General features: G+C 48.7%; 16 protein-coding genes and 2 pseudogenes. 5 read left to right on the forward strand and 13 right to left on the reverse strand.

The window, feature by feature from the left end; translation table 11 throughout:
- The first annotated feature begins 44 nt into the window (after positions 1 to 44).
- A pseudogene (locus THECO_RS19015) lies at positions 45 to 1348 on the forward strand (IS1380 family transposase).
- A 639-nt stretch (positions 1349 to 1987) separates the two neighbouring features.
- On the opposite strand, the gene THECO_RS19020 reads toward THECO_RS19015, so the two are convergent.
- The 8 genes from THECO_RS19020 to THECO_RS19050 all read right to left on the reverse strand — a co-directional run bounded on the left by THECO_RS19020 (position 1988) and on the right by THECO_RS19050 (position 11389).
- A complete protein-coding gene (locus THECO_RS19020; protein ID WP_015256225.1) occupies positions 1988 to 3289 on the reverse strand; it encodes an IS1380 family transposase in 1302 nt (433 codons plus the stop codon).
- 80 nt (positions 3290 to 3369) lie between these two features.
- The gene (locus tag THECO_RS19025) at positions 3370 to 3693 is read right to left on the reverse strand and encodes a hypothetical protein (protein ID WP_015256632.1); all 324 of its coding nucleotides are present in this window, start codon (positions 3691 to 3693) and stop codon (positions 3370 to 3372) included.
- Between the two features lie 30 nt (positions 3694 to 3723).
- Positions 3724 to 4632: a glycosyltransferase family 2 protein gene (locus THECO_RS21340; protein WP_157373640.1), complete on the reverse strand. Its 909-nt coding sequence runs from the start codon at positions 4630 to 4632 to the stop codon at positions 3724 to 3726.
- Between the two features lie 21 nt (positions 4633 to 4653).
- Positions 4654 to 5877: a glycosyltransferase gene (locus THECO_RS21345; RefSeq protein WP_015256634.1), complete on the reverse strand. Its 1224-nt coding sequence runs from the start codon at positions 5875 to 5877 to the stop codon at positions 4654 to 4656.
- Positions 5878 to 5880: 3 nt separating this feature from the next.
- The gene (locus tag THECO_RS19035; RefSeq protein ID WP_015256635.1) at positions 5881 to 8172 is read right to left on the reverse strand and encodes an HAD family hydrolase; all 2292 of its coding nucleotides are present in this window, start codon (positions 8170 to 8172) and stop codon (positions 5881 to 5883) included.
- A 12-nt stretch (positions 8173 to 8184) separates the two neighbouring features.
- Positions 8185 to 9303, reverse strand: coding sequence for a class I SAM-dependent methyltransferase (locus THECO_RS21350; RefSeq protein WP_232427822.1), 1119 nt, complete (start codon positions 9301 to 9303; stop codon positions 8185 to 8187).
- 22 nt (positions 9304 to 9325) lie between these two features.
- Positions 9326 to 10591: an ABC transporter ATP-binding protein gene (locus THECO_RS19045; protein WP_015256637.1), complete on the reverse strand. Its 1266-nt coding sequence runs from the start codon at positions 10589 to 10591 to the stop codon at positions 9326 to 9328.
- Between the two features lie 15 nt (positions 10592 to 10606).
- Positions 10607 to 11389 (reverse strand): ABC transporter permease, encoded by a 783-nt coding sequence (locus THECO_RS19050; protein WP_041853997.1) that lies wholly within the window; start codon positions 11387 to 11389, stop codon positions 10607 to 10609.
- 343 nt (positions 11390 to 11732) lie between these two features.
- On the opposite strand from THECO_RS19050, the gene THECO_RS19055 reads away from it, so the two are divergent.
- Positions 11733 to 13073, forward strand: coding sequence for an ISLre2-like element ISTco4 family transposase (locus tag THECO_RS19055; protein ID WP_015256638.1), 1341 nt, complete (start codon positions 11733 to 11735; stop codon positions 13071 to 13073).
- 329 nt (positions 13074 to 13402) lie between these two features.
- On the opposite strand, the pseudogene THECO_RS19060 reads toward THECO_RS19055, so the two are convergent.
- Positions 13403 to 14706 (reverse strand): annotated as a pseudogene (locus THECO_RS19060) (IS1380 family transposase).
- A 201-nt stretch (positions 14707 to 14907) separates the two neighbouring features.
- Here THECO_RS19060 and THECO_RS19065 point away from each other — a divergent pair.
- The gene (locus THECO_RS19065; RefSeq protein ID WP_015256639.1) at positions 14908 to 17358 is read left to right on the forward strand and encodes an O-antigen ligase family protein; all 2451 of its coding nucleotides are present in this window, start codon (positions 14908 to 14910) and stop codon (positions 17356 to 17358) included.
- 130 nt (positions 17359 to 17488) lie between these two features.
- Entirely contained in the window at positions 17489 to 19078 is a 1590-nt protein-coding gene (locus THECO_RS19070; RefSeq protein ID WP_015256640.1) for an S-layer homology domain-containing protein, read from the forward strand.
- Between the two features lie 54 nt (positions 19079 to 19132).
- On the opposite strand, the gene galE is transcribed toward THECO_RS19070, so the two are convergent.
- The 4 genes from galE to THECO_RS19090 all read right to left on the reverse strand — a co-directional run bounded on the left by galE (position 19133) and on the right by THECO_RS19090 (position 23797).
- On the reverse strand, positions 19133 to 20155 hold the full coding sequence (galE, locus tag THECO_RS19075; protein ID WP_015256641.1) for a UDP-glucose 4-epimerase GalE: 1023 nt from the start codon (positions 20153 to 20155) through the stop codon (positions 19133 to 19135).
- Between the two features lie 226 nt (positions 20156 to 20381).
- Positions 20382 to 22088, reverse strand: coding sequence for a glutamine--tRNA ligase/YqeY domain fusion protein (locus tag THECO_RS19080; protein ID WP_015256642.1), 1707 nt, complete (start codon positions 22086 to 22088; stop codon positions 20382 to 20384).
- A gap of 123 nt (positions 22089 to 22211) precedes the next feature.
- Positions 22212 to 23309, reverse strand: a complete 1098-nt coding sequence (locus THECO_RS19085; protein ID WP_041853998.1) for an asparaginase — start codon at positions 23307 to 23309, stop codon at positions 22212 to 22214.
- 26 nt (positions 23310 to 23335) lie between these two features.
- A complete protein-coding gene (locus THECO_RS19090) occupies positions 23336 to 23797 on the reverse strand; it encodes a glutathione peroxidase (protein WP_015256644.1) in 462 nt (153 codons plus the stop codon).
- Positions 23798 to 24133: 336 nt separating this feature from the next.
- Between THECO_RS19090 and THECO_RS19095 the strand changes: the two genes are divergently transcribed.
- Positions 24134 to 24676: a DoxX family protein gene (locus THECO_RS19095; protein WP_015256645.1), complete on the forward strand. Its 543-nt coding sequence runs from the start codon at positions 24134 to 24136 to the stop codon at positions 24674 to 24676.
- The last annotated feature ends 134 nt before the right edge of the window (positions 24677 to 24810 follow it).

Raw genomic sequence — 24810 nt, forward strand, 5'->3', positions numbered from 1 at the left:
TGTTTGTCGAGAACACTACACCCAAAGAGAGGAGCACCTTTTAGGTGAAGTCTACCACACCCATCAGCAAAATCAAGACCGAATTTTCCTTACAAAACGCGACCAGTTTCGGCGGCATCAAAATCTTCCTGGAATACCTCGAAAAAAATCAAGTTTGCCGCTGCTTTACAAAGGCTGTCATGCATGAAAGCAAACAACTCGCTGTTCCCCGTCTACCGTATTCTGCTTTATCTCGTCGTCGGCTGGATGCTCGGCTGCGAACGCCTCTTCCATTTCCGCAAGCTACAGCAAGACTCGCTTCTAAAGCGGTTTCTCGGTGGACTCTGTCCGCACCATTCGCTGTTATACAAAGAGTTGTCGCGTCTTAGCAAATCGCACCCGAAACTGTTGCCCGAATTGCGGTCGCTCAATCAGGAAATCATTGGACCTTGTTTACCAGAGGCTCTCATTCTGGACCTTGACTCCACCGTTGAAACCGTATATGGCGATCAGGGCGGAGCGGCTAAAGGCACGAACCCGCATAAGCCCGGCCGTAAGAGTTATCATCCTTTGCTGGCCTTCGAAGGACAGTCTCGTCTATGTTTGAATGCCGTTCTACGTTCGGGCAATACGCACTCCTCCACGGATGCGTCAGCTTTTCTTCACCAAACCTTCGAACTGCTGAGGGAGCATCCGGTGAAGTACGCGAGGTTCGATAAGGGCTTCGGCGGTGAAGATTTCTACGGCCTGTGGGAAGGCAAAGGAATCGGTTACGTCGGAAAAGTTGAAATGGACAAAGCGCCTTGCAGAACAAGTCGCAGCCTGCCGGTACTGGAAACGATTCGTCGATGAAGACTGGATCATCGAAGGGATTACGATCATCTACAAAGCGACATCTTGGGAGAAGCCGCGCCGCGTAGCCATTATTCGCAAGGCACACATCGTTGATGATGGCCAGACCCGCATGGTGTTCGATTCGGACTGGCAATACGAAGCGATCGTCACCAACCTCGAATGGGAGCCGCTTGATCTGTGGCGCTTCTACAACCAACGCTGTTGTATGGAGAACTATATCAAGGAAGCGAAGAACGGCTTCTCCATTGATAGAATTGCGACGAGCGAATTTGAGGCGAATGAACTCGACTTGTTGATCAAATTACTCGCCTACAATTTGTTCGAGCGATTCAAGCGAAGCTGCTGCGAACCGGTACATCAAGGTTACACAATCGCACGGTTCCGATTAGAGTTCTTCCATTGCGCAGCAACGATTATTCGGCATAGCCGCAACATCATTCTCAAGCTGGCGAAAGACTTTGCAAACCGGTATGCATGGCAACGAATAGAAGCCAGGATCGCACTTTTGGAATGAGAAAACCCTAAATTTAACATGGAAGAAATCGCAGCCTCTTCAGCGGGGAGGGGGAAAGTGCATCTGCATAACGTTGATCTGAATCGAATGGACTGGGAAACCTCTACTTTTTTACAGTCCGCGAGGCAGATCCACTATATTCAGTGTTTGATATTACGGGCTTTCGAAATTTAGGTTAAATTTCATGTAGCAGCTGCACTCCCGTTAATTCTTATTTTCATATGGAAGCGATATGGATTTACAATAAAAACTCTATGTTATATGATCACTCCGCCAATTATATATGTGTTGTGTTCAACACCGTATATATTTTCGGAAGGCTTTTACCAACTTGTTCTGCGTAATAAAGAGCAGCTTCAGATCTTTAACGTTACTTTTCCTATCAGCAATTTACATATTTATCTGTCAATCACTGTTGTATTGCTTATCTATATACGTTTCCTATTTTATCACAAAATAAATAACCCTGAATTTCGAAAGCCCATGATATCAAGACCTGTTTTGAACCGAGCGGCACACGAGCTGTAAGAAAAAGGGTAATTTCCCGGCGGAGCGAGACCAGATCCGCAATATGCGGATGGTTCTTCCCCCTCCCCATTGAAGAGGCTTCTCGGTTTCCATGTAAAATTAAGGGAGAAGTCATTCCAGTATGGCGATTCTGGCTTCGATTCGCTTCCAGACATGCCGGTTTGCAAAATCTTTTGCTAACCTGAGAATCACATTGCGGCTGTGCCGAATCAGCGTCGCGGCGCAATGAAAGAACTCCAGACGGAAACGGGCAATCGTGTAACCTTGATGAACCGGCTCGCAGCAGTCACGCTTGAACCGTTCGAACAGGTTGTACGCCAGCAGCTTGATGAGCAGATCGATTTCATTCGCCTGAAAATCGCTGGTCGCAATCCGGTCAATCGAAAACCCGTTCTTGGCTTCCTTGATGTAGTTTTCCATACAGCAGCGCTGGTTGTAGAACCGCCACAGGTCAATCGGCTCCCAATCCAGATTGGTCACGATCGCTTCGTATTGCCAATCGGTGTCGAATACCAAGCGGGTCTGTCCGTCATCGATTACCTGCGCTTTGCGAATGATCGCCACGCGGCGGGGCTTTTTCCAGGATGTCGCTTTGTAAATGAGCGTAATCCCTTCGATAATCCAGTCTTCATCGACAAATCGTTTCCAGTACCGGCAGGCTGCAACCTGCGCCGCAAGGCGCTGCGTCCATTTCAGCTTGCCGACATAGCCGATTTTCTTGCCTTCCCACAGGCTATAGAACTCCTCGCCGCCGAAGCCCTTGTCGAATCGGGCATATTTCACCGAACGTCCGCCAAGGAGCTCGAACGTTTCGTTCAAGAACGAAGCAGCATCCGTAGAGGCATGCGTGTTCCCCGATCGGAGGACGGCATTCAGGCACAGACGGGACTGCCCCTCAAATGCCAGCAGCGGGTGGTAGCTTTTGCGGCCGGGCTTATGCGGGTTCGTGCCTTTCGCAGCGCCGACTTGATCGCCGTATACGGTTTCCACCGTGGAGTCCAGATCCAGGATGAGCGCTGACGGCAGGCAGGGCTGAATGACGGTCTGATTGAGCGTTCGCAGTTCCGATCGCAGGTGGAGGCAATATGTTCGCATACGAATCAGTTCTTTATACAGCAAGGTGTGGTGCGGGCATCGCCCGCCGAGAAATCGCTTGAGAAGCGAGTCGTGCTGCAGTTTGCGAAAATGAAAGAGCCGCTCGCAGCCGAGCATCCATCCAACGATGAGGTAAAGCAGAATGCGATAAACCGGAAATAACGAGTTGTGAGCTTTCACACACGACAATCCGCGTAATGCCTGAGAAAGCCTGATTTTCTCCAGGTATTCCAGAAAGATTTTGACGCCACCGAAGCTGGTAGCATTCTCCAGAGAAAATTCAGTCTTGATTTTGCCGACGGATGTGGTAGACTTCACCTAAAAGGTGCTCCTCTCTTTGGGTGATGTTGTTCGTACAAACACCATTCTACCAAAGATTAGGGGCACTTTTCATGTTTTCAAAGCGCGATACTTTCGAAATTCAGGATAATTCCTTGTTCGAAATTGAAAAAGTAAAATGGAAATGATACTATTGCGAGGACTATAAAGTACCCAAATCCATAGGAATATGTACTACCAGAAAAGGCATGGCTAATGTTACCGCTAACCATTCCGTCTTGTATTCTTTTAACAGTATCAAAATACCCCGCTTCATCCCCCGTCCGAAACATCATCAAACCAAAACTTTCAGAGAGGAGCAAAAGAATTGGGATATAAATCAAACTAACAAACAACAAAATATGTTGCATTTCTAATCTGTTCAATACGGTTCTTATATTCACGTTACCACTCCTTTTTTTACTCAAATCAAACTAGTATCTTTTAAACACTATAGATAGCCGGAGGAAAAATGTATTTATACTATGTTGTTTATAAATTGGTAAATTGAAAGCAATCATTACCCTTGAAATAAAAGACTTTTTCTCATAATCGACTAATGAACTAATGGATTCACTTAAAATTGTTCCCATATTATTTTTACACAGAACATTAACTAATTCCTTTAATTGTCTGCTCCTCTTTCTTTCTGCATTCAAAATAAATCGAGACATCCTTTTTACTAGTAGCCTAACTCCTGTATCTCCGCCAACCAAGTTTGAACTGTGTTGCCTGTATAAAACAGTAGGAAAATCATCAAAAATAATTTTTCCAAATAATGATACACAAATGTACATCCACCAATCATGCATTATAATGTCTTTTGTGTTAGGTTTCAGTTTTACTAATAGCTGCTTTGAATGCTTATTAATTACTACAGTACAGCCGACAACAACATTTTCTGCTAGAGCATTAAATACTGTCAATTCTCGTTTAGGGATTAAAGGCCATATTCCTAGTATGCGTTTATCATCGAACATCGTAGTGCTGGAGCAATAAAGCAACGGAATATCCGGAGATTTCTCCTCTTCAAGTTTCAGTAGACCAATAGCTCGTTGTAGTCTATCGATTAACCATACATCATCTTGATCAGCAAACGCAAAATAATCGTAATCTTCTTGAACAGTTTCAATAAGATTATAGTAACTATTGATAACACCGATATTTTCGCCTGAAGAAAGCAAAATTTTTTGAGGATAGGTTGAACAAAAATGTTTTAATATTTCTAAAGTTTTATCTGTTGATCCATCATCTCTAATCAAGAGATTAACATCAACACCTGTTTGATTCATTATACTTTCCAATTGCTCCGCTAAATACTTCTCGCCATTGTAAGTGGACATGAGAACAAGAACACGCGGCATTTACATTTTCCTCGCGATGATCTTAAATTTCATAGTACGGGCAAATTGATGTATTTTGGGGTGGTTAGTTCTTAAATAATTATTTAATTTATGATATATCAACCTTGCTGTCGATTTATGACCAGCCAATGCATTCTTATAGTCTTCACCAATTACATACCAATCGAAATAAAACTGACAATCATTTCGCAATTTCGATTGTTCAATTGGAGGTTTGTTCAAACAAATATCTTGTACAGCAGCAATAAATTCATTTGAAGACTGATCCCAGCTCGGCCATTGTTCTGCTGTTTCCAAAGCTTTCGTTTTCAATTGATTCAGTTTGGTCGGATTTTCTTTTAACAAATTTATATATTGGATTACTTGATCATCGTCATCAGTCGCAGCTACTAACCCATTGACGTCAGCAACGATATATTCATCATGCCCCGTAACATTGTAGGTAATCGACGTTCCTCCGCAGTGAAACATTTCGAGCGGCGGACCGAACATGCCTTCCACGTAACTTAGTTTAATTATTACGTCGCAAGAACGATAAATTTTGGCCGTATCGAAGATGGGTATTCTTGAAAATACTCGATCGACGCCAGTGTAAGAATCAATTGGACTTGATGTGAGCAACCAAATTTCATCTGCAAGCGAACGTCTGCACAGTTCAATTGTTTTCGGTACATTTTTAAACCCGACATCGATCGGTCCTTCTACGAGGACTCTCAACTTGCCCGGCTCACGTGGCGCAATAGATTCACCAATCGGCGAATATATATCTTTTCGAATGCCATTCCTGACCAAGTAAGCCTCTGAATTATGTTTTTCCTTCAAATATTGTTTTATCCAAGTAGCCTCAGTAATTTTATAGAGAGGTAACCTATAAGTGGATTCGACTAATTTGCGCAACGGTTTTTCCGATTCTTCATAAAACCTTGATTCAATTGACTGAACAAAATACGCATATGTAGAAGCAGTTACTCTGGTCATCTCATATACAGTTCGCCACCAGGTAGCAATACAGATATCGAATATTTCATTGGAAACTTCGGAAAATGTTTTCCATATGAGCGATCTGGCTTCTGGGTGCCAGTGAAGTCTCTCCATGGACACCTTTTCTTCCGTAACAATCGTTATCTCGATACCTTTTTTTTGAGCTCGAATTGCATGTTCAAATATTACATAGCTGCCCCCGCTTATATCAGGTGATCCTAGAAGTATAGCCCATTTCATCATACATCAACCTTCATTATTATTTTTATATTGTTCCAATCGATTATACAATTCTTGTATCAATGTATCCCGTTCATTTATCATTTCAGTCATACTTTTTATAGCAGCATCACGATCATCGATCATGGCTGTCATACTTTTTATAGCAGCATCACGATCATCAATCATTCGAGTCATGTTGGCAATCGCTTCATCACGGTCTTTGACCATGTATTCCAGTTTCTTAATTTGATCCTTTAACTCACTGTAGTTCTCGCTCATTGGCTTTTCACTGTTCATGGTTTTGAAGTACTTACGCTGTTTATAAAATCGATACAGGGGTATTAATACAGAAAGACCCGCATCTCTCAAAGTTAGTGGAGCCCAAAAACTTTCTCTGAAAAACTTATTGGGGTTTTTGATTAGTTGTATTGCATTGGATATCCGTTCATTGATTCCTACATTTTTCTTGGTTTGAAATTCAGTATACTCAAAAATGCCAAAATTCTCAAAATGATATAGTTTATCGAAAAATTGTAGCTCCTGTTTATTGGGGTTTAATATAAATTCGGCATGGATTTTCGCGAAAATCTCTAAGTATTTACTAATATCTATACTCTTTTTGCACAACACTGAACACAGTTCAATGAAGCTCTGCTCCATCGCTTGCTGGGTGTGCTGGACAATATTTTTATATATTTCAAATTCCCTTTGGTTTTTGCTGGTTTCTACTATGATTTTACCGGACTCGTTAAAATTATATCGTTCTGCGCTTCCATGAGACGCACCTAGAAGCACTTCATAAATGGCACGATTTTCATTAAAAACTCCGAAATAAGATGACATAACTGGTATTGATGAAAACAATATACCTTGTTTATCATTTCCAGGTCTCATTTCGCCAGCTGCAACAATTCCAAGGTAATATCCGAAAACTGAGACTTCACCATTATAAATGTTGAATAAATTATCTTGTATTGTTCCTTTCCAGCCTACATCAACAATATGCATTCCATTCGTTAAGTCGACATTAAATTGGTCTACATATTTCTTAAACAATCGATTCTGTTCATTTCGTTCCCGTTCATAAATATTTCGAAAGGTATCACTTTTCATCAACTTTTGAAAAGTTGAGCTTGTCGGAAAATCATCTTCCACACGTTGGAGATCAAATGCCAATTCTGTTGAAAGCAGATTCATAGCATCACTAGTGAAGTTAATGCTCGAAAGGAAATCATAAGCGCTTATCTTACGATATTGTCGAAACAGTATATTAAAGGTTTCACTCTCTATTGGTTTTAACGAAGGCAAATATGTGGCCTTTCTTGAAACCAACAAATAGTGCGTATTGATTGTCTGAATGTTCCGGAAACCTTCTTGGCCTTGGTAGATGTCAAATAACTTCTTGAGATACTCCCCTTCTCTCGAAAGAAAGAAAACATCCTTAACCCCTCGATTAACCAACGTTTCATGCAACTTCTTGATGAAATAAAATAACGAGAAAATAATATTATGAAATGGTGTAATTTTCCTAAAATCATTTGCCATTTTAATCAATTGCGATTCAATTCCAACAATAGTATTGATCTTGTGTATTCTCTCGTGTTCGGCATATTTGTTAAATTGTTTTGTGCGATCAATTAAATAAGCCTTCATTCCTTTTTCAATTGGAACTTTATAATCCGATATCTCGTTATCGCCGACCATTAAAACATTGCTTGGTGCAATTTTATGCAATTCTAATATGAAGTCAAAAAGTCTTCCTGATTTCTTCGTTAATAATATTTCACTTGATACATAGATTTCATCAACATATCTTAAGATGCCATGATAATCGAATAAGCTATAAAGTGTTGCCTTCGGCAAATAAAAATCAGACACACAAAAAACTTTGATTTTTCGTGAATCCGATTTAATATGCTTTACTAGTTCAAGCCAATGAGGATCTACATACTGTACCCCGATCTCTACATCCGTCTCAATATTGATACAAATGTCATAAAAAGATTGAATCGACAAATCCGATATAATCTTTTTTGTGATAAAATATCGGTACAATTGTTCAATGAGTTGCATATAATGAAATTCTTTATCTTTTCCACTTTGTTCATTCTCAATACACAATCTTGCCTCTATCTCCGAACGAAGCTGGTATACCTCTTCAGCCGTTAATTTATCACCAAATTGAACACTCATACGTTTTGACCATATCATCTTTGTGTACTCAGGGTACACATTTCTTAAGAGAATCGTATCAAAGATGTCAAAAAAAACGTATTCGTATTCATCAAAATCAATCCTATCTTTTATATGCAGCATTTTCAATCACCCTTACTTTTTACGCCTAAAATTAACAATCAATCGTTTCGCTTGATAGTAATTTATTGTTTCTTCAAGTTTTTCGATTTTTTTAGTCAATTCATCAATTCTGTCGTGCAAAGTATTATTCAATTCTTTCAGATCGTTATATTCCTTTTTCTTTACATTTAATAAATTGGAAATATCCTCTATTTGTCTGCTAAATTCAACTGTGATCCGATCACGATCACTAACTAATTCCTCAATTACTTTGTCTTTACCATTTATTTGAGCCAAATACTCGTTGTCGTGTTCTTTTATCATTACTTCAAGCGATGCAATAGTTTTCTTCAAATCATCAATTATTTTGTATTGATCTGCAATAAGCGAGTCTCTTTCTTGAATCATTTTTTCATTGCTTCGAATTGCTTTATCTCGCTCGACAACCATATGAGTTAGGTCATGGTTTTTTATCGTTTCCAGTTCATATCTTGCTTTATATTCATATATCAATAATTTCTCTGGAATGTTTTCATAAAGCAGTTTCTTATATAATTCATCCCCTTTGGGAAACAAAATTCCTAGCCCCCAACTGTGTTTCAAGGAAAAGTTAGGGAATTGTTCCGATATCTCTTTCCAAAAATCGTTTGACCCATAACCAACCGGACTATACACATCATGAAATAAAATAACACCATTCTTTTTCAACTTGGGGAGCCATGTATTATAATCATGGCTTACCGCGTCATAAGTATGCAGTCCATCAATGTGTATGATATCGACAGAATTGTCCTCAATATCTTGTAATGCTTCATCAAACGTTTTCCTCAAAAGCAATATATTTATACTTTGAAAAAACATTTCACATGTCTTCTTTACCAAATCGAAAACTTCTTCACCGTAAAAACCCGCTTGCTCATCACCCTGCCAAGTATCTACTGCATAAAGCAAGGTCTTGAGCCTTTCATCTTTAATCGCTTGTGCAAATGAAAAAAGAGAACACCCGTAATGACTTCCCAATTCGACAACTATACTTGGTCGTATATAACGAATTAGATCATAGGCAAATTTCCGGTGTCCTTCCCACGGTGCCACTTTAAGCTTTTCGTTTAATATATCCGCCTCAAAGGTCGGATCGCTCATTTCCCACACAACCAAATTCAGTCCTTCCTTCTTATAGCACTTTGACAACAAGATCATCTATCTTATTGTTGAACAATGCATGTACCGTATTCATGGTGATGCTCTTTACTTGAACAACATTATGCGCCCAGCATTGGATAGTATGATGCAATTCATGAATTCCTTCGCCTATGCCAAGAGTGATGAAATAATCATTTTGCTGGATCTCGGGCCACTCGAACATTATCTTTAAAACATATTCTTTTGACTTTTCAACCGAAATAAGTTTATTCTTTGAACTTAGTGTATTCTCCCCAAAAATCGCATTGCCATATTTATCATTGACAAGATAACCAAAGATAATCTCAGACGATGTTTTCTGGGACGTAATATGGACAGCCAATTCAATATTTGATCCCGGTTGAATGTACCCTTTATATGTCTCCCCATCCACAATTAACTTATAGGCCTGAATTTGAATTTCTTTTGCCCCGCCCAACGATTCTTGGTTCACCTTGATCCAATCATTTTCAAGATCACCCGAAACGACTTGTGAATGATGTTCCGTCGTGCCATGTTGAATTGCAAAAGTTTCCGAATGCAACGTTTTGGTATAGTATTCAATCCCTTTGAGCGGCTCACCGTAAAACGCAATCTCTCCATTTTCAAGCACAACCACATTGTCAGCCATGCTTGCTATTGAACTCAGATCGTGAGATACCAAAATCTTCGTAATCCCGCTCATCTCATCCTTCATAAATTTGTTGCATTTTTGTTGAAAAAATACATCTCCGACAGATAACGCTTCGTCAACAATGAGTATTTCAGGTTTGAAACTAACCATGACGGAGAAAGCTAATCTTGCAAACATACCGCTAGAATAGGTTTTTACGGGCTGATGTATAAAATCGCCAATATCGGCAAAGTCAATTATTTGTTGAAGTTTCTCCTCTGTCTGTTCCCGCGTAAACCCCCTCATGGTCCCATTTAAGAAAATATTTTCGTACCCCGTATATTCCATATTGAAGCCTGTGCCTAACTCAAGTAACGCACCTACTTCACCGTTTACATATTTTTGTCCTGAACTTGGCGTTAAAACACCGGATATAATTTTTAACAATGTTGATTTTCCCGATCCATTACGACCAATGATTCCAAGCGTCTCTCCTTTTTTGACCTTTAACGAAATATTTTTTAGTGCCTCGAACTCGCGATAAGTCTTTTTACCAAGTAATGCTTCTTTCACTCGATCCGAAGGTTTGGAATATAACTTATACTTTTTGGAAATGTTATTGAGTTCAATTGAATATTCACACATATACTGCCTCCAACATCAAAGTACGTCCGCAAAATGCGGCCTTAGTTTCTTGAACATGGTGAGACCAACAATGAAAATCACAGTTGTAACTAACCAAAAATACGGTGTTTGAACGGTTCTATCCCAAAACCAAATATGATCGATAAATGAATCTCGATAACCTTCAACCAAGTAGTACACCGGGTTGAGTTTAAACAAAATCATGTACTCTTCCTTAATGATTTCGGGCGACCATACTATAGGGATTAACCAAAAACCAATTTGAATGACAAGGCCGACTATTTGAGCAATATCGCGAATGAAAACCACTAAGGATGAAGTAACTAAACCTACACTAGTCGATAAATAGATCCCGCACAACAAATAATATAGAAACTGTACATTAGTAATATGCGGCGAGTAATCATGGGTCAATAAGATGACCAAGAGTACTAGCAAGAAAAAAACATGGTTATAAAGGGAAGATACTATTTTAACAACTGGCAGAACTATAATATTAAATGATATCTTTTTTACCAAATAGCTATATTCAATCAAGCTGTTTGTTGAATTTGACACTGATTCCGACAAAAAAAACCAAATAACCATGCCACAAGTCAACCAGACGATAAAAGCGGTACCGTCCGGACGAGGACCTGATCGAAACCCAACCTCAAACACAAACCAATATACGCAAAGGGTCATTAGTGGATTCACGAGTCCCCATACCACACCTAAAAATGACCCTGCATATCTCGCTTTAAAATCACTTCTCGACAAATCTATAATTAGTTTGCACGTCCGAGTAAAATTTTTCATAATTAGTAAATACTCCACTTCCCAAGCTACCGCTATGCACGGATTGATTTGTGATTTTAGTCAATGTTCCGTATTCTACACTATGGCTACAGTCATTAACTCAAACATATTTACACCAGTAAATAATCACCTCCAGCCACATGGGTCTCACTCTCAATATCATAGCCCAAATCAAACTCCTTGCATACGGATTTATCGTTTTATTAGACTAATTATAACAAACTCCTGTTAGAGTAAAATTTGTGTTGGGGTAAAGATTGGAAAAAGCGGGCATAGAAAGAGAGCCTCTCCTTTGGTAGAGTAGAATTTGGCAAAAAACACACACTCAAAGGAGGAGGCTCCTGTGCAGCACTTTACCACAACCATTCCGACAATGAAAGAGCTTGAAGAGTGGATGTTCAGAAAGATGCAGGGTCTGTTCACCGCCGCGATGAGAACCGCGCTGGAGAAGTTGGATGAAATCATTCTGGAGCAACGGGATCGCGAGCGGTATCGCGTCAAGGCTGAACGGGAGACCAGCATGAACACCGTGTTTGGCAACATCCGCTTCAAGCGAAGGTTGTACATGGATCGCCAAACCGGCAAATACGTGTACCTGCTCGACCAGCACTTGCGATTTGAAGGGCGAGGGAAAGTCAGTCCGCATCTGCTGGAAACGGCCATTGCCTTTGCGGCAGAGGGGCCGTCGTACCGGGACAGCGCCAGACGGCTTGAGCAACTGTTGGGCTATCCGGTACTCAGCCACGAGGCCATACGGGAGAAGCTGATTGAGCAAGCGGAGAAGCCGGTGAAGGCTGTGGAAAAGCGCAAGGCCAGGGTGCTGTTCGTGGAAGTGGATGGCCTGTACACGAAACTGCAGCGGCGGAAGCGGCACGGGATGGAGCATGCGATCGCCGTGGTGCATGAGGGATGGGAGCAGGTCGGCAAGCGTGTGCGGCTTACGAACAAGCAGCATTATCTGCATCGGAGCGAGGGCGACTTTTGGGAAGGGTTTGGCGACTTTCTGACCGAACAGTACGCGATCGACGAGGACACCTGGCTGGTGGTGGGCGGAGACGGAGCCAGTTGGATCGGGGAATGCGAATCGTATTTTCACAAGTGCATCTACATGCTGGATCGGTTTCATGTGGCACGCGATCTGAAGCGGTTTGTGGGACACCTGCCGAAGATATGGAAAGACGCAAGACAGGCGTTGGCCAGGCAGGAGCCGGCGGCCTTGATGGCGGCCGTGGAGAGCGTAGCGATCGAGGAGATTGCGCCTGACAAACGGGATGAATGGACCGCATACAAGTCGTTCTTGAGGCGGCACCGCAAGCATCTGGAGGATTACCGGAAGACACTGGAAGCAAACGGCATCGACACGACTGGCATGAGGCCAATGGGGAGTGCGGAAGCCCAGATGCGGGTGTTGGCCAAACGGACGAAGCGCGGAGGATATAGCTGGAGTGAACGAGGCTCCCGGGCGATGCTTACGACCGTCATGCGAAGCAAACAGGCCGGATGGCTGGAAGAAGCCGACGAGCACAAAGTCGAGACACCAGAGCGGGTGTTCAGTGTACGGAAGATCTTGAAAGACGCCATACGACCGGCAAAGGGATGCGTTGACGGGATGATCCGGCTGCTCCGAAGCCAATGGCAAAGCCGCCCGACCGGACTGGCATTAAAAGGTCTCAAAGGATACTGATACCAGATATTTAAAGCGGTTGCCGAGGGAAGAAAAAATGAAACCGCTAACAAGGGATTGGCTCTTTTTCGCGTGATCCATCATCCCCAAAAAAAGTGCCCACACTGGCTTGACTCAGACTACAAACAACCGCAAGTTGCAGTCACAAGATTCATCCTGAATTTCGAAAGCCCATGATATCAAGACCTGTTTTGAACCGAGCGGCACACGAGCTGTAAGAAAAAGGGTAATTTCCCGGCGGAGCGAGACCAGATCCGCAATATGCGGATGGTTCTTCCCCCTCCCCATTGAAGAGGCTTCTCGGTTTCCATGTAAAATTAAGGGAGAAGTCATTCCAGTATGGCGATTCTGGCTTCGATTCGCTTCCAGACATGCCGGTTTGCAAAATCTTTTGCTAACCTGAGAATCACATTGCGGCTGTGCCGAATCAGCGTCGCGGCGCAATGAAAGAACTCCAGCCGGAAACGGGCAATCGTGTAACCTTGATGAACCGGCTCACAGCAGTCACGCTTGAACCGTTCGAACAGGTTATACGCCAGCAGCTTGATGAGCAGGTCGATTTCATTCGCCTCAAAATCGCTGGTCGCGATCCGGTTAATCGAGAAACCATGTTTTGGCTTCCTTGATATAGTTCTCCATTGAGCAGCGCTGGTTGTAGAACCGCCATAGGTCAATCGGCTCCCATTCCAGATTGGTCACGATCGCTTCATATTGCCAATCGGTGTCCAGCACCAGACAGGCTTGCCCGTCTTCGATGACTTGCGTTTTGCGTATAACTACAACGCGGCGAGGCTTTTTCCAGGATGTCGCCTTGTAGATCAGTGCAATCCCTTCGATGATCCAGTCTTCATCGACAAATCGTTTCCAGTACCGGCAGGCCGCAACCTCTGCCGCAAGGCGCTTTTGTCCACTTCAACTTGCCGACATAGCCGATGTTCTTGCTTTCCCACAGGCTATAGAAATCTTCGCCGCCGAAGCCCTTGTCGAATCTGGCATATTTCACCGGGCGTTTGCCAAGGAGTTCGAATGTTTCGTTCAAGAACGAAGCGGCATCCGTAGAGGAATGCGTGTTCCCTGATCGGAGGACGGCATTCAGGCACAGACGGGACTGCCCCTCAAATGCCAGCAGCGGGTGGTAGCTTTTGCGGCCGGGCTTATGCGGGTTCGTGCCTTTCGCAGCGCCGACTTGATCGCCGTATACGGTTTCCACCGTGGAGTCCAGATCCAGGATGAGCGCTGACGGCAGGCAGGGCTGAATGACGGTCTGATTGAGCGTTCGCAGTTCCGATCGCAGGTGGAGGCAATATGTTCGCATACGAATCAGTTCTTTATACAGCAAGGTGTGGTGCGGGCATCGCCCGCCGAGAAATCGCTTGAGAAGCGAGTCGTGCTGCAGTTTGCGAAAATGAAAGAGCCGCTCGCAGCCGAGCATCCATCCAACGATGAGGTAAAGCAGAATGCGATAAACCGGAAATAACGAGTTGTGAGCTTTCACACACGACAATCCGCGTAATGCCTGAGAAAGCCTGATTTTCTCCAGGTATTCCAGAAAGATTTTGACGCCACCGAAGCTGGTAGCATTCTCCAGAGAAAATTCAGTCTTGATTTTGCCGACGGATGTGGTAGACTTCACCTAAAAGGTGCTCCTCTCTTTGGGTGATGTTGTTCGTACAAACACCATTCTACCAAAGATTAGGGGCACTTTTCATGTTTTCAAAGCGCGATACTTTCGAAATTCAGGTTCATAACTTATAGTAATAGTTGTTACATAAATGTAAAGCATAATCGACTTTCTTTATATTGGATTATGAGAAAAATATAAGGAGCACATTCGATGAGTAATTATCAGTATCGTAAATCTAGTAATGCTAAACCCAAGATCGAAAAATTCGATTTTTCCATTACTCAATGGGCCTCTGTATTTGGGATGGCCATCTTTTTCCTGTTTTTTCCCTATCAAAGCGGGCTATTCAACGGTTTTACATATGATTTCGAACCGCCTATCTATGAAGCCGCGATGTATGTTTCTGCCGTGTTTCTGGTTGTCCTGGCTTATCTTTCGCGGAACATGAAATTTGATTGTCCCGAATTTCCTTTGGGAACCGGCATGGTGTTGATCCCTTTTGTCTATTGGATCTCATCTTTCCAAGCGGTATCTTACCACAACGCCGTCGTCATGGTGTTTGTAACCGCGGTTTACGCAGTGTTTTTCCTGACTGCCCAGTCACTGGTTTCCACCAGGGCGACAAGACTCGCGGCTGAACTAATTTTGTATGTGTCCGGATATGCAATAGTCATATTTGGACTCCTCAATGCCATGGGTCATATCTACAAGAAAGATGCGATCTGGTTCACAAGTGGCGCTTATCGTCTGACTTCTGTTTTCCAATATTCCAACACCTATGCGGGTTTCCTGCTTGCGCTTCTCTTGTGTGCTGCGTTCTCCGCCGTCAATGCGAAACGGCGGGTTGTTTCGTGGCTTCACGCCTTCATGCTCGTGCCGATCTGGATTTCGTTCATGTTGACCTATTCACGCGGCGCGCTCGTCCTGTTGCCGGTTCTGGCGCTGGCATTTGTCGTCTTCCTCCGTCTCGACCGGCAGATCGCCTACGCGGGCGCATTGCTGGTATCCGCCGCGGCCTCTTTCGTTATCCTTGGTCCGTTCACGGAGCGCTATGTGGAAATCATGCAAATCGTTCTTCCAAAATTCGACGGCGATCCGGCGAAATTGCGCTCCGTTTGGGACTGGACCTCGTGGCAAAACTGGTTGCTGCTCCTTGCCGCCGCAATCGTCACCTCGTTCCTGACGGTAGCGATTCGGGCGGCGCAGCCGTGGCTGGAACATCGACTGTCCCGGTTGGAAAAATTCAGATTTTCTTCTTTTGTTCTTCCTGCCGCAAGCGCCCTGCTGGGCGCCCTGGTGTTTTGGATTATGTTTGGAAGCCAGATCGCCGGAAAGCTCTTGCCGCAGAGCATTTCGGAACGGATCGCCAATATTAACTTCAGACAGCATAGCGTGCTCGAGCGGATGACATTCTATCAGGATGCATTGAAAGTCTCTGCCGATTACCCGCTGTTGGGAGCAGGCGGCGGCGCTTGGAACGCGCTCTATGAAAAATATCAGAACAACCCTTATGTCAGCAGACAGGCCCACAGCTTCTTCTTCCAGACCCTTGTGGAAGTCGGCTGGATCGGGCTGTTGATTGTGATCGGATTAATCGGCATCATCTTCGCTTTTTATTTGCGACAGTATTGGAAAGAGCGAGCGGAACAACCCGGGCATTTTGTCTTCTTCATTCTGGTATTCTCCATTCTTGCACACAGCATGATTGACTTTGATATGAGTTATGTATACATCGGCGCTCTGGTGTTCTTCTCTTTGGGCGTGTTGGGTGCCGTCTATCGGGACAATGTTCGTCTGCCCCGATTTTCGCTGTTGAACCAGGTGCGCTGGCGCTACCTGTATCCGGCCTTTTTGGGTCTGATGTCGGTTACAATATTGATCCAGGTCTATCAAGAGTATACTGCCGCGCATTATTACCAGAGAGCATTGACCATGGCCGTGAAAGAACAACGTCCTCTGCACGAACTTCTGGATCCGCTGGATAAAGCGATCGCGTATTCGCCTGCGCATCCGACCTACAACTACGTGAAAATTGACTGGCTTAGCCAAGCCTTCCGTCAGACCGGCGATCGTTCCTATGCATTGCAGGCGAAAGAACTGATCGAACGAATCAAGTCGACCGAATCCTATGATCGTATGATTATTTTATCCAAATACCGAAACCATAAGGATTTGGGAGAGTATAATGAATTGATGGAAACCTTGGAAGAGGGCATTTCAAAATTCCAATGGGATATTCAATTTTATGAAACCGCAATTATGGAGTATGCGTTAAATGGTAACAGTGTAAAGGCCACAGATCCGGACAGGGCACAAATCTATTGGAATCGGGGTATGGAACTTTACGAGGAGATTTTGCGCCGGGAGCAGTTGCTGGCTTCATTGCCCGAAGAGCAGTTGCAAGGACGTTCCTTCGATGTCACACCTTTCATCAGACAAGCCGTGGGGCAGATTTTGTATGGGCAAGGTCGATATGAAGACGCGGTTTCCATGTTGCAACCACTGGTTGAAAGTGACTTGAGAGATATATACAATAGGATAGGTGTACGCCACTATTTGGCGGCCCTTCATAAGCTTGGACAATCGGATACAGAGCTGATGAATCGGTTGATAGAAGCAGATCCAAACGAGCATGCCTATTTAGAACTGCTCTTACAGTAGTTCCCTGACACTTTTGTATTTGGAAGATTGATTGCAAATTATTTGTTTCAATTCACTTCCGTTTCGACAATTTGTACACTATAATAGTGATGTTCGCCAATGAAATTGTCTCGAAAGGAGGTGAAAATGAATGAAAGCTCTGATTCAACGCAAAACCGCAGGTCTGCTTGCACTTATGATGGCGATGTCGCTTCTCCTGCCTATCGTGTCTTACGCTGCCGGGTTCCGGGATGTGACCTCGAACAACGGCAACGTGACCGGTACGGTCTACATACCGAAATCGGTCTATGACGCGAATCAGGATGCGAGAAACGTCATCATCCATGTGTATGCTCCCAACGGAGATTTCCTGGGTACGGTAGACGGCGTATACAGAGGCGTATACCAAGGAGTATACAACAACTCGATCACGGATGTTGTATACTACGACTTCAGCGTAAGCAGCGCAGCGTACATTAACTATTCGTCTCTGCAATTCAAGTATTTCTATCCCGGCGCGACTACTGCTGATGCGGTGTATGGCCCGATCGACCGTAACTATCCGGTAGTTCCTCCGATCTTCGGCGGCATTGGCGGCGGTGTTACGACCCCGACTGACGGTGTGGTGAAAGCCAACCCGGACGGTACGGTTGACGCCAACGCCCTGAAGAAGGCGCTGGAGAGCGGTTCTGCGATTGTCGAGATCACTGGCGAAGTTGCGAAGCTTCCGGCTTCCGCTCTGACGGGAGGCGGTGTCGTAACGATTGTTTCGCCGCTCGGTTCGTATGAACTGCCTCTGGACGAGCTTGACCTGGAAGCGCTGGCTGAAGAGCTGGGCGTTTCGATCGATGATCTCTGGATCGTCGTGACGATTGCCGAACCGGAAGGCGCAGCCAAGGCAGCAGCCGAAGCAGCCATCGAGTCGGCAGGCGGTGAGGCTGTATCCGCGATCGTCGATTTCAAGCTTGAAGCCGTGGCTGGCGACAAGTCGGTTGAGATCAACAAGTTCAGCAAGTTTGTGAAGCGTACCCTGAACCTGACGGGTGAAGGCGACAACCTCGTCGCTGTACGGATCAAGGGTAACTCGGTGAACCCGATCCCGACGAAGGTTGGCGAGGAGGATGCTGCATTCTTCAGCAACTCCAACTCGATCTACGCCATCATCGATGTGGCTCCGAAGTCCTTCTCGGATCTGCGGAACCACTGGGGTGTCAAGGACATTCACACGCTGGCGAACAAGCTGATCGTCAACGGCACCGGCGCTGGCAAGTTCGAGCCGAAGCGTGATGTCACGCGTGCGGAATTCGCCGCGATGATCGTCCGCGCACTCGGACTCCAGGCTTCCGGCGAAGCTGGCTTCTCCGATGTCGCTTCGTCCGCTTGGTATGCTGAAGCTGTAGCAGCTGCTGCAGAAGCAGGCATTGTCAAGGGCGACGGCACCGGCAAGTTCCGTCCGACGGACAAGATTACGCGCCAAGAGCTGGCTGCTATGGTCGTTCGCGCCCAAGAGCTGGCAGGCGTTGAAATCGATCTGTCGAACGCGGAAGTTGCAGCTGTGCTGACTGGCTTCAAGGACGCAGGTCAGATCGGCAGCTGGGCAAGAGCGGAACTCGCAGCAGCGATCGAATCCGGTGTTGTAGCAGGCACGACCGCTAACACGGTTTCGCCGAACGCTACGGCTACCCGTGCAGAAGCTGCTGTGATGATCATCCGTCTCCTGAACAACGCCGACTTCATCTGATCGGTGGACCAAAAAAAAAAGAGACCCTCCGGGGTCTCTTTTTTTTGCTGCCTTTCATTCGGAATCACCGTACCCGTTCGGGTTCTGCCGCTGCCAGCGCCAGGCGTCGGCGCACATCTCGTCGATGCCCCTCACGGCGGCCCAGCCCAGCCCTTCGCGCGCGGCGGACGGATCCGCGTAGCAGACCGCGACGTCGCCCGGCCGACGGCCCACGATGGTGTACGGGATCGGCCGGCCGCTGACCCGCTCGAACGCGGCCACCATTTCCAGCACGCTGTACCCTCGCCCCGTGCCAAGGTTGTAGACGTGGTATCCGGGATTGGTGAGAATTTTGTCCAGCGCCTTCAGATGGCCTTCCGCCAGGTCGACGACGTGGATGTAATCCCGGACCCCCGTCCCGTCCGCCGTCGGGTAGTCACCCCCGAACACGTTCAGCCGTTCCCGCCGGCCGACGGCGACCTGGGAGATGTAGGGCATCAGATTATTCGGAATGCCCTCCGGGTCTTCGCCGATTCGCCCGCTTGGATGCGCCCCGACCGGGTTGAAGTAGCGAAGCACCGCGATCCCCCACTCCGGATCGGCCGCATGCAGATCACGCAGAATGAGCTCGCCCATCCACTTCGTCCGGCCGTACGGATTGATCGGTCCGAGCGGCGAATCCTCGGTGAGCGCGCGCGGCGAGTCGGATGCGGCATAGACGGTTGCGGACGAGCTGTAGACGATCTTTTTCACCCCGAACTGCCGCATCGTCTGACAGAGCTGGATGGTGCCCGTGATATTGTTCCAATAATACTCAAGCGGTTTCTCGACCGACTCGCCGACGGCCTTCAGCGCGGCGAAGTGAATGACCGCCTCGACCTCATGCTCGCGGAACACTTGCTCCAGCGCGGGCTTGTCCAGCAAATCAACCTGATAAAACGACACCTCCCGCCCCGTAATCTCCTCGACCCGTCGAACCGCTTCAACATGGCTGTTCGACAGGTTGTCCACCACCGCGACATCATACCCCGCGTTCAGCAGTTCGACGCACGTATGGCTGCCGATGTAGCCGGCGCCTCCTGTTACGACAATCGTCATGATCGCCATCCTTTTCGATCAGGATTCGATGACCAGTCATGTTGGTTTCTTCCAGTCTATCATAGAACCAGCAAAAACGGCTGGCGCCGTCCCTCATGGGCAGGCGCGTCCGTTTTGCGATGAAAGATAAGCTGATGATAAGTGTGAAACTTATTAATTCTTATCTTTTGCAAAAGCCCGGACCGCAAGCATCTGACAGCTTGCCAGGCCCGGGCCGTCAAACCCGTTATTTCACTTCATACGAACTCTTCAGCGACACGATGCGGTTGAACACCGGCTTGCCGGGCGCCGACAGCTTCGGGTCGACGTTGAAATACCCGTGCCGGAAGAATTGGAACTTCTGCTGCGGCTCTGCGTCCTTCATGTTCGGCTCGACGAACCCGTGCAGCACCTGGAGCGAGTTCGGGTTGATCCGCGAGAGCAGCGAACGGTCTTCCGCCGGCGCGGCGTCCCCGTTCTCCTCGCCTGCTCCGGCCTCGGGCTCCTCATCCACGGCGTTCTCATCCAGCAGCAGCGGCTCGAACAGCCGGAACTCCGCCGGCACCGCGTGCGACGCCTCGACCCAGTGGATTGTCCCCTTCACCTTCCGCCCCGTGAACCCGGAGCCGCTCTTCGTCTCCGGATCGTAGGTGCAGCGCAGCTCGATCACATGGCCATTCTCGTCCTTCACGACTTCCTCGCACTTGATGAAGTACGCGTGCTTCAGCCGCACTTCGTTCCCCGGATAGAGCCGGTGATACTTCGCGGGCGGATTTTCCATGAAGTCGTCCTGCTCGATGTAGATCTCCCGGGAAAACGGAATCTGCCGCTCGCCCATCTCCGGATTCTCGGCGTTGTTTTCCGCGGGGAGCCATTCGACCTGACCTTCCGGGTAGTTCGTGATGACGACTTTGAGCGGCCGCATGACCGCCATCGTGCGCGGCGCCTTCAGCTTCAGATCTTCCCGGACAAAATGCTCCAGCATCCGCGGATCGACGACGCCGGCGCTCTTCGACACCCCGGTCTCACGGACGAACGTCCGGATTGCCTCCGGCGTATAGCCGCGCCGCCGGAGCCCGCTCAGCGTGTACACGCGCGGGTCGTCCCAGCCGTCCAGCACGCCGGCTTCCACAAGCTGCTTGATGTACCGCTTGCCGATGACCGCGCCCTGGATCTGCAGCTTCGCGAACTCGTACTGGCGCGGCTGCGATTCCATCTCGCACTCCCGGATGACCCAATCGTAGAAGGGCCGCTGATCTTCGAACTCGAGGGAGCAGAGCGAATGGGTAACCCCCTCGATCGCATCCTCCAGCGGATGGGCGAACGTGTACATCGGATAAATGCACCACTTGTCCCCGGTGTTGTGGTGATGCGCATGCAGCACACGATAAATGACCGGGTCGCGCATGTTGATGTTCGGCGACTTCATGTCCACCTTGGCGCGCAGCACCCGCTCGCCGTCCTTGAACTCACCCCTCCGCATCCGCTCGAACAGGTCGAGGTTTTCCTCCACGCTGCGGTTCCGGTACGGGCTCTCGATGCCCGGCTCGGTCAGCGTCCCGCGCGTCGCCCGGATCTCTTCCTGCGTCTGGTCGTCGACATAGGCGAGCCCTTTCTTGATCAGGAGCACCGCACGGTTGTACATTTCCTCGAAATAGTCCGAAGCATAGTAGAGGGCGTCCCATTCAAACCCGAGCCACTCGATGTCCCGCTTGATCGCCTCGACGTATTCCACGTCTTCCTTCGTCGGGTTCGTGTCGTCGAAGCGCAGATGGGTGCGGCCACCGTAGGCGTCGGCGATGTCGAAGTTGATGATGATCGCCCGGGCGTGGCCGATGTGCAGATAGCCGTTCGGCTCGGGCGGGAAACGGGTGACGACGGTTTTGACCCTGCCCTCCTTCAAATCCCGTTCCACAATGGTGCGGATGAAATTCGAAGACGTCGTGTTTTCCACTCAGACCAACCTTTCCGGCGCAAATAAAACGGCTGGCGCCGCCGCTCGGGCAAGCGCACAAACTCTTATCTTACATATGATACACAATTCTCCGCGGAAAAATAAGGGGGTACGCGCTTCGGCTCACCAATCCCCGCCCTCGTGATGCTCGAAAAACACATTCCGCGCCAGGAACGCTTCCCGCTCCCGCACCGACTCCGGATCCCGCCCCGGGTACGTGCCGTAGGCGGCCATCAGCTTGACCAGGGCCGCCTCCGGCACGATGCGCGCGAGGCCCCGCACGCCCGCCTCGGCGATCTCGTGCGCCGAGCGGTAGCGCGCGCTGTCCGCCGCCTTGACCGGCGCGAGCCAAACGTCGATGCCGAGCGCGGCGCACCGCGCCGCGAACGCGGGCAGCGACGATTCGTACGCGCCGGCAGCCGCGCTGCACGCCGTCGCCGAATGGTACAGGCCGTGCAGCACCGCCGCGGGCCTGCGCGGCAGCCGTTCGAAGTCGTACAGGCCGTAGTCGAGGCCGGGATACGGACGGATATAGACGATATCCGTCGTGAAGCCGAGCCGCTCCGGCGGCAAGCCGGGCTTGCGCACCGCGCGCAGCGCCGCCACGGGCGGGTTCACCGCATGCTCATGCGGCACGAACCGGCCGTCCAGCATATGCCCGAGCGGCGCGCCGTACGGCGGCGCGAACTGGTCGTCGAACGGGCGGGCCTCCGCCATCCGCGTGCCGAGCATGACCGGCATCTCGCCCCGGTCGTTCTCGAACACCGCATAGACGCCGGGCAGCGCCGCGTCCACGATGAAGTCGACCGCCGCGGCGAAGTTCCGCAGCCCGTTGCTGCGCGGATCTTCGAGCGGACGGTTCGCCGCCGTCAGCACGACCGGCAGCCGGACGTCCGCGAGCGCATAGCCGAGCATCGCCGCCGTGTACGGCAGCGTGTCCGAGCCGTGCGTGACGATCGCGCCCGCGAAGCGCTCCGGCTCCGCTTCGAGCCACCCGCGCAGGCAGCGGACAAGCGCCAGCCAATGCGCCGGCGTCATGTTCTCGCTGAGCAGCGTCATCGGCTGCGCCGTCTCGAAGCGGATCTCCTCCGCCAACGCCCCCGCCGACTCCCGGTAACGCTCAAGCAGCGCATAGCCCGTGCCGCTGTCGACGTCGACGACCGCGCCGTTCTGCCGGCTGCCGATCGTGCCGCCGGTGAAGACGACCAGAATCTCCGTCACCTTGCCACACCCCCGAACGAAAAACACTACAGCAGCGCCTCGATGTCCCCGGCCAGCTGATCCGGCGTCACCTTCGGCTCGTACCGGCGCACCAGCCGCCCATCGCGGTCGACGAGAAACTTCGTGAAATTCCACGGAATCCGCTCATCGTCGCCGCCGGTCAGATGCTTGAACAGCGGATGCGCCCCTTCGCCGCGCACGTCCACCTTCGCGAACATCGGGAACGTCACGCCGTAATTCCGCGTGCAGAACGCGCGGATTTCCTCATGCGTGCCCGGCTCCTGCCCCCCGAACTGGTTGCAGGGAAACCCCAGCACTTCAAAGCCCCTGTCCCTGAACCGGTCGTACAGCTGCTGCAGCCCTTCATATTGCGGCGTCAACCCGCAGGCGCTGGCCGTATTCACGATGAGCAGCACCTTGCCCGCGTAATCGGAGAGTGAAACCTGCCTGCCGTCCAGCGTCTCCGCCTCGAATGCGTGCACCGTCATGCCGCGTCCCTCCTGCCTTTTTTACCCACGAGTCTACCATCCGCGGCGCACAGGGTCAAACGGGCCTCGCACAAAAAAATCCGCCTGTTGTGAAATTTTTCACGATATTTGTGATTTTTATCACATACTTTGCGCGCATTCCATATTACACTGAAGACGTAAAGAACAAGATCAATCACCCGCAGCCGAACCGGCCGCGGAATGCAAGGGAGAGGATCAGCGATGCAGCGGTCCCGGCCATCCACCGATCGGCATTGAACGAAATCCATAACCGGCAAGTCGATTCCATTCGGCGTTCTGATTCCGGACCCAATATTTATTAAGGAGTGAACGGTCATGATGAAATTCTGGCGAGAAAATGTTTATGCAGCGGGCGCGCTCCTTCTGCTTCGGTTGTACATCGGCTGGATGTGGCTCGAGGCCGGCTGGCACAAAATGACCGGCGGGTTCGACGCCGCCGGCTTCCTGACCCGGGCGGTCGAAAACCCCGTCGCCGACAAGGCGACCGGCGCGGCGGTCTACCCGACGTACACGGCGTTCATTGAGCACTTCGCGCTGCCGAACGTCAAGCTGATCAACTTCCTGATCCCGGTGGGCGAGTTCCTGATCGGCCTCGGCCTCATCCTCGGCGCACTGACGACGGCGGCCGCCTTCTTCGGCCTGATGCTCAACTTCCTGTTCCTCTTCGCCGGAACCGTAAGCACGAACCCGTGGATGGTGCTGCTGGGCGCGCTGATCTTCATCGGCGGCGCCAACGCCGGGGCGTTCGGCCTCGACCGTTGGCTGATGCCCATCCTGCGGGCAGGCTGGAAGAAAATCTTCCGCCGCAAGGACACCCTCGGAGGCGGCACGACGGATGCGGCGCCCAAAGCCGTCTGACGTGCAAGCTGCCCTTGGCATAATCCATCAACACACACACGAAGGAAGCGGTCCCCGTTCGGAGGACCGCTTCCTTCGTCACCGCCGATCCCCGGCAGCTCAATTGAAATGTTCCAGCCCGAGCGCCGCATTAC

It is taken from the genome of Thermobacillus composti KWC4 (assembly GCF_000227705.2).
Classification (GTDB): Bacteria; Bacillota; Bacilli; order Paenibacillales; family Paenibacillaceae; genus Thermobacillus; species Thermobacillus xylanilyticus.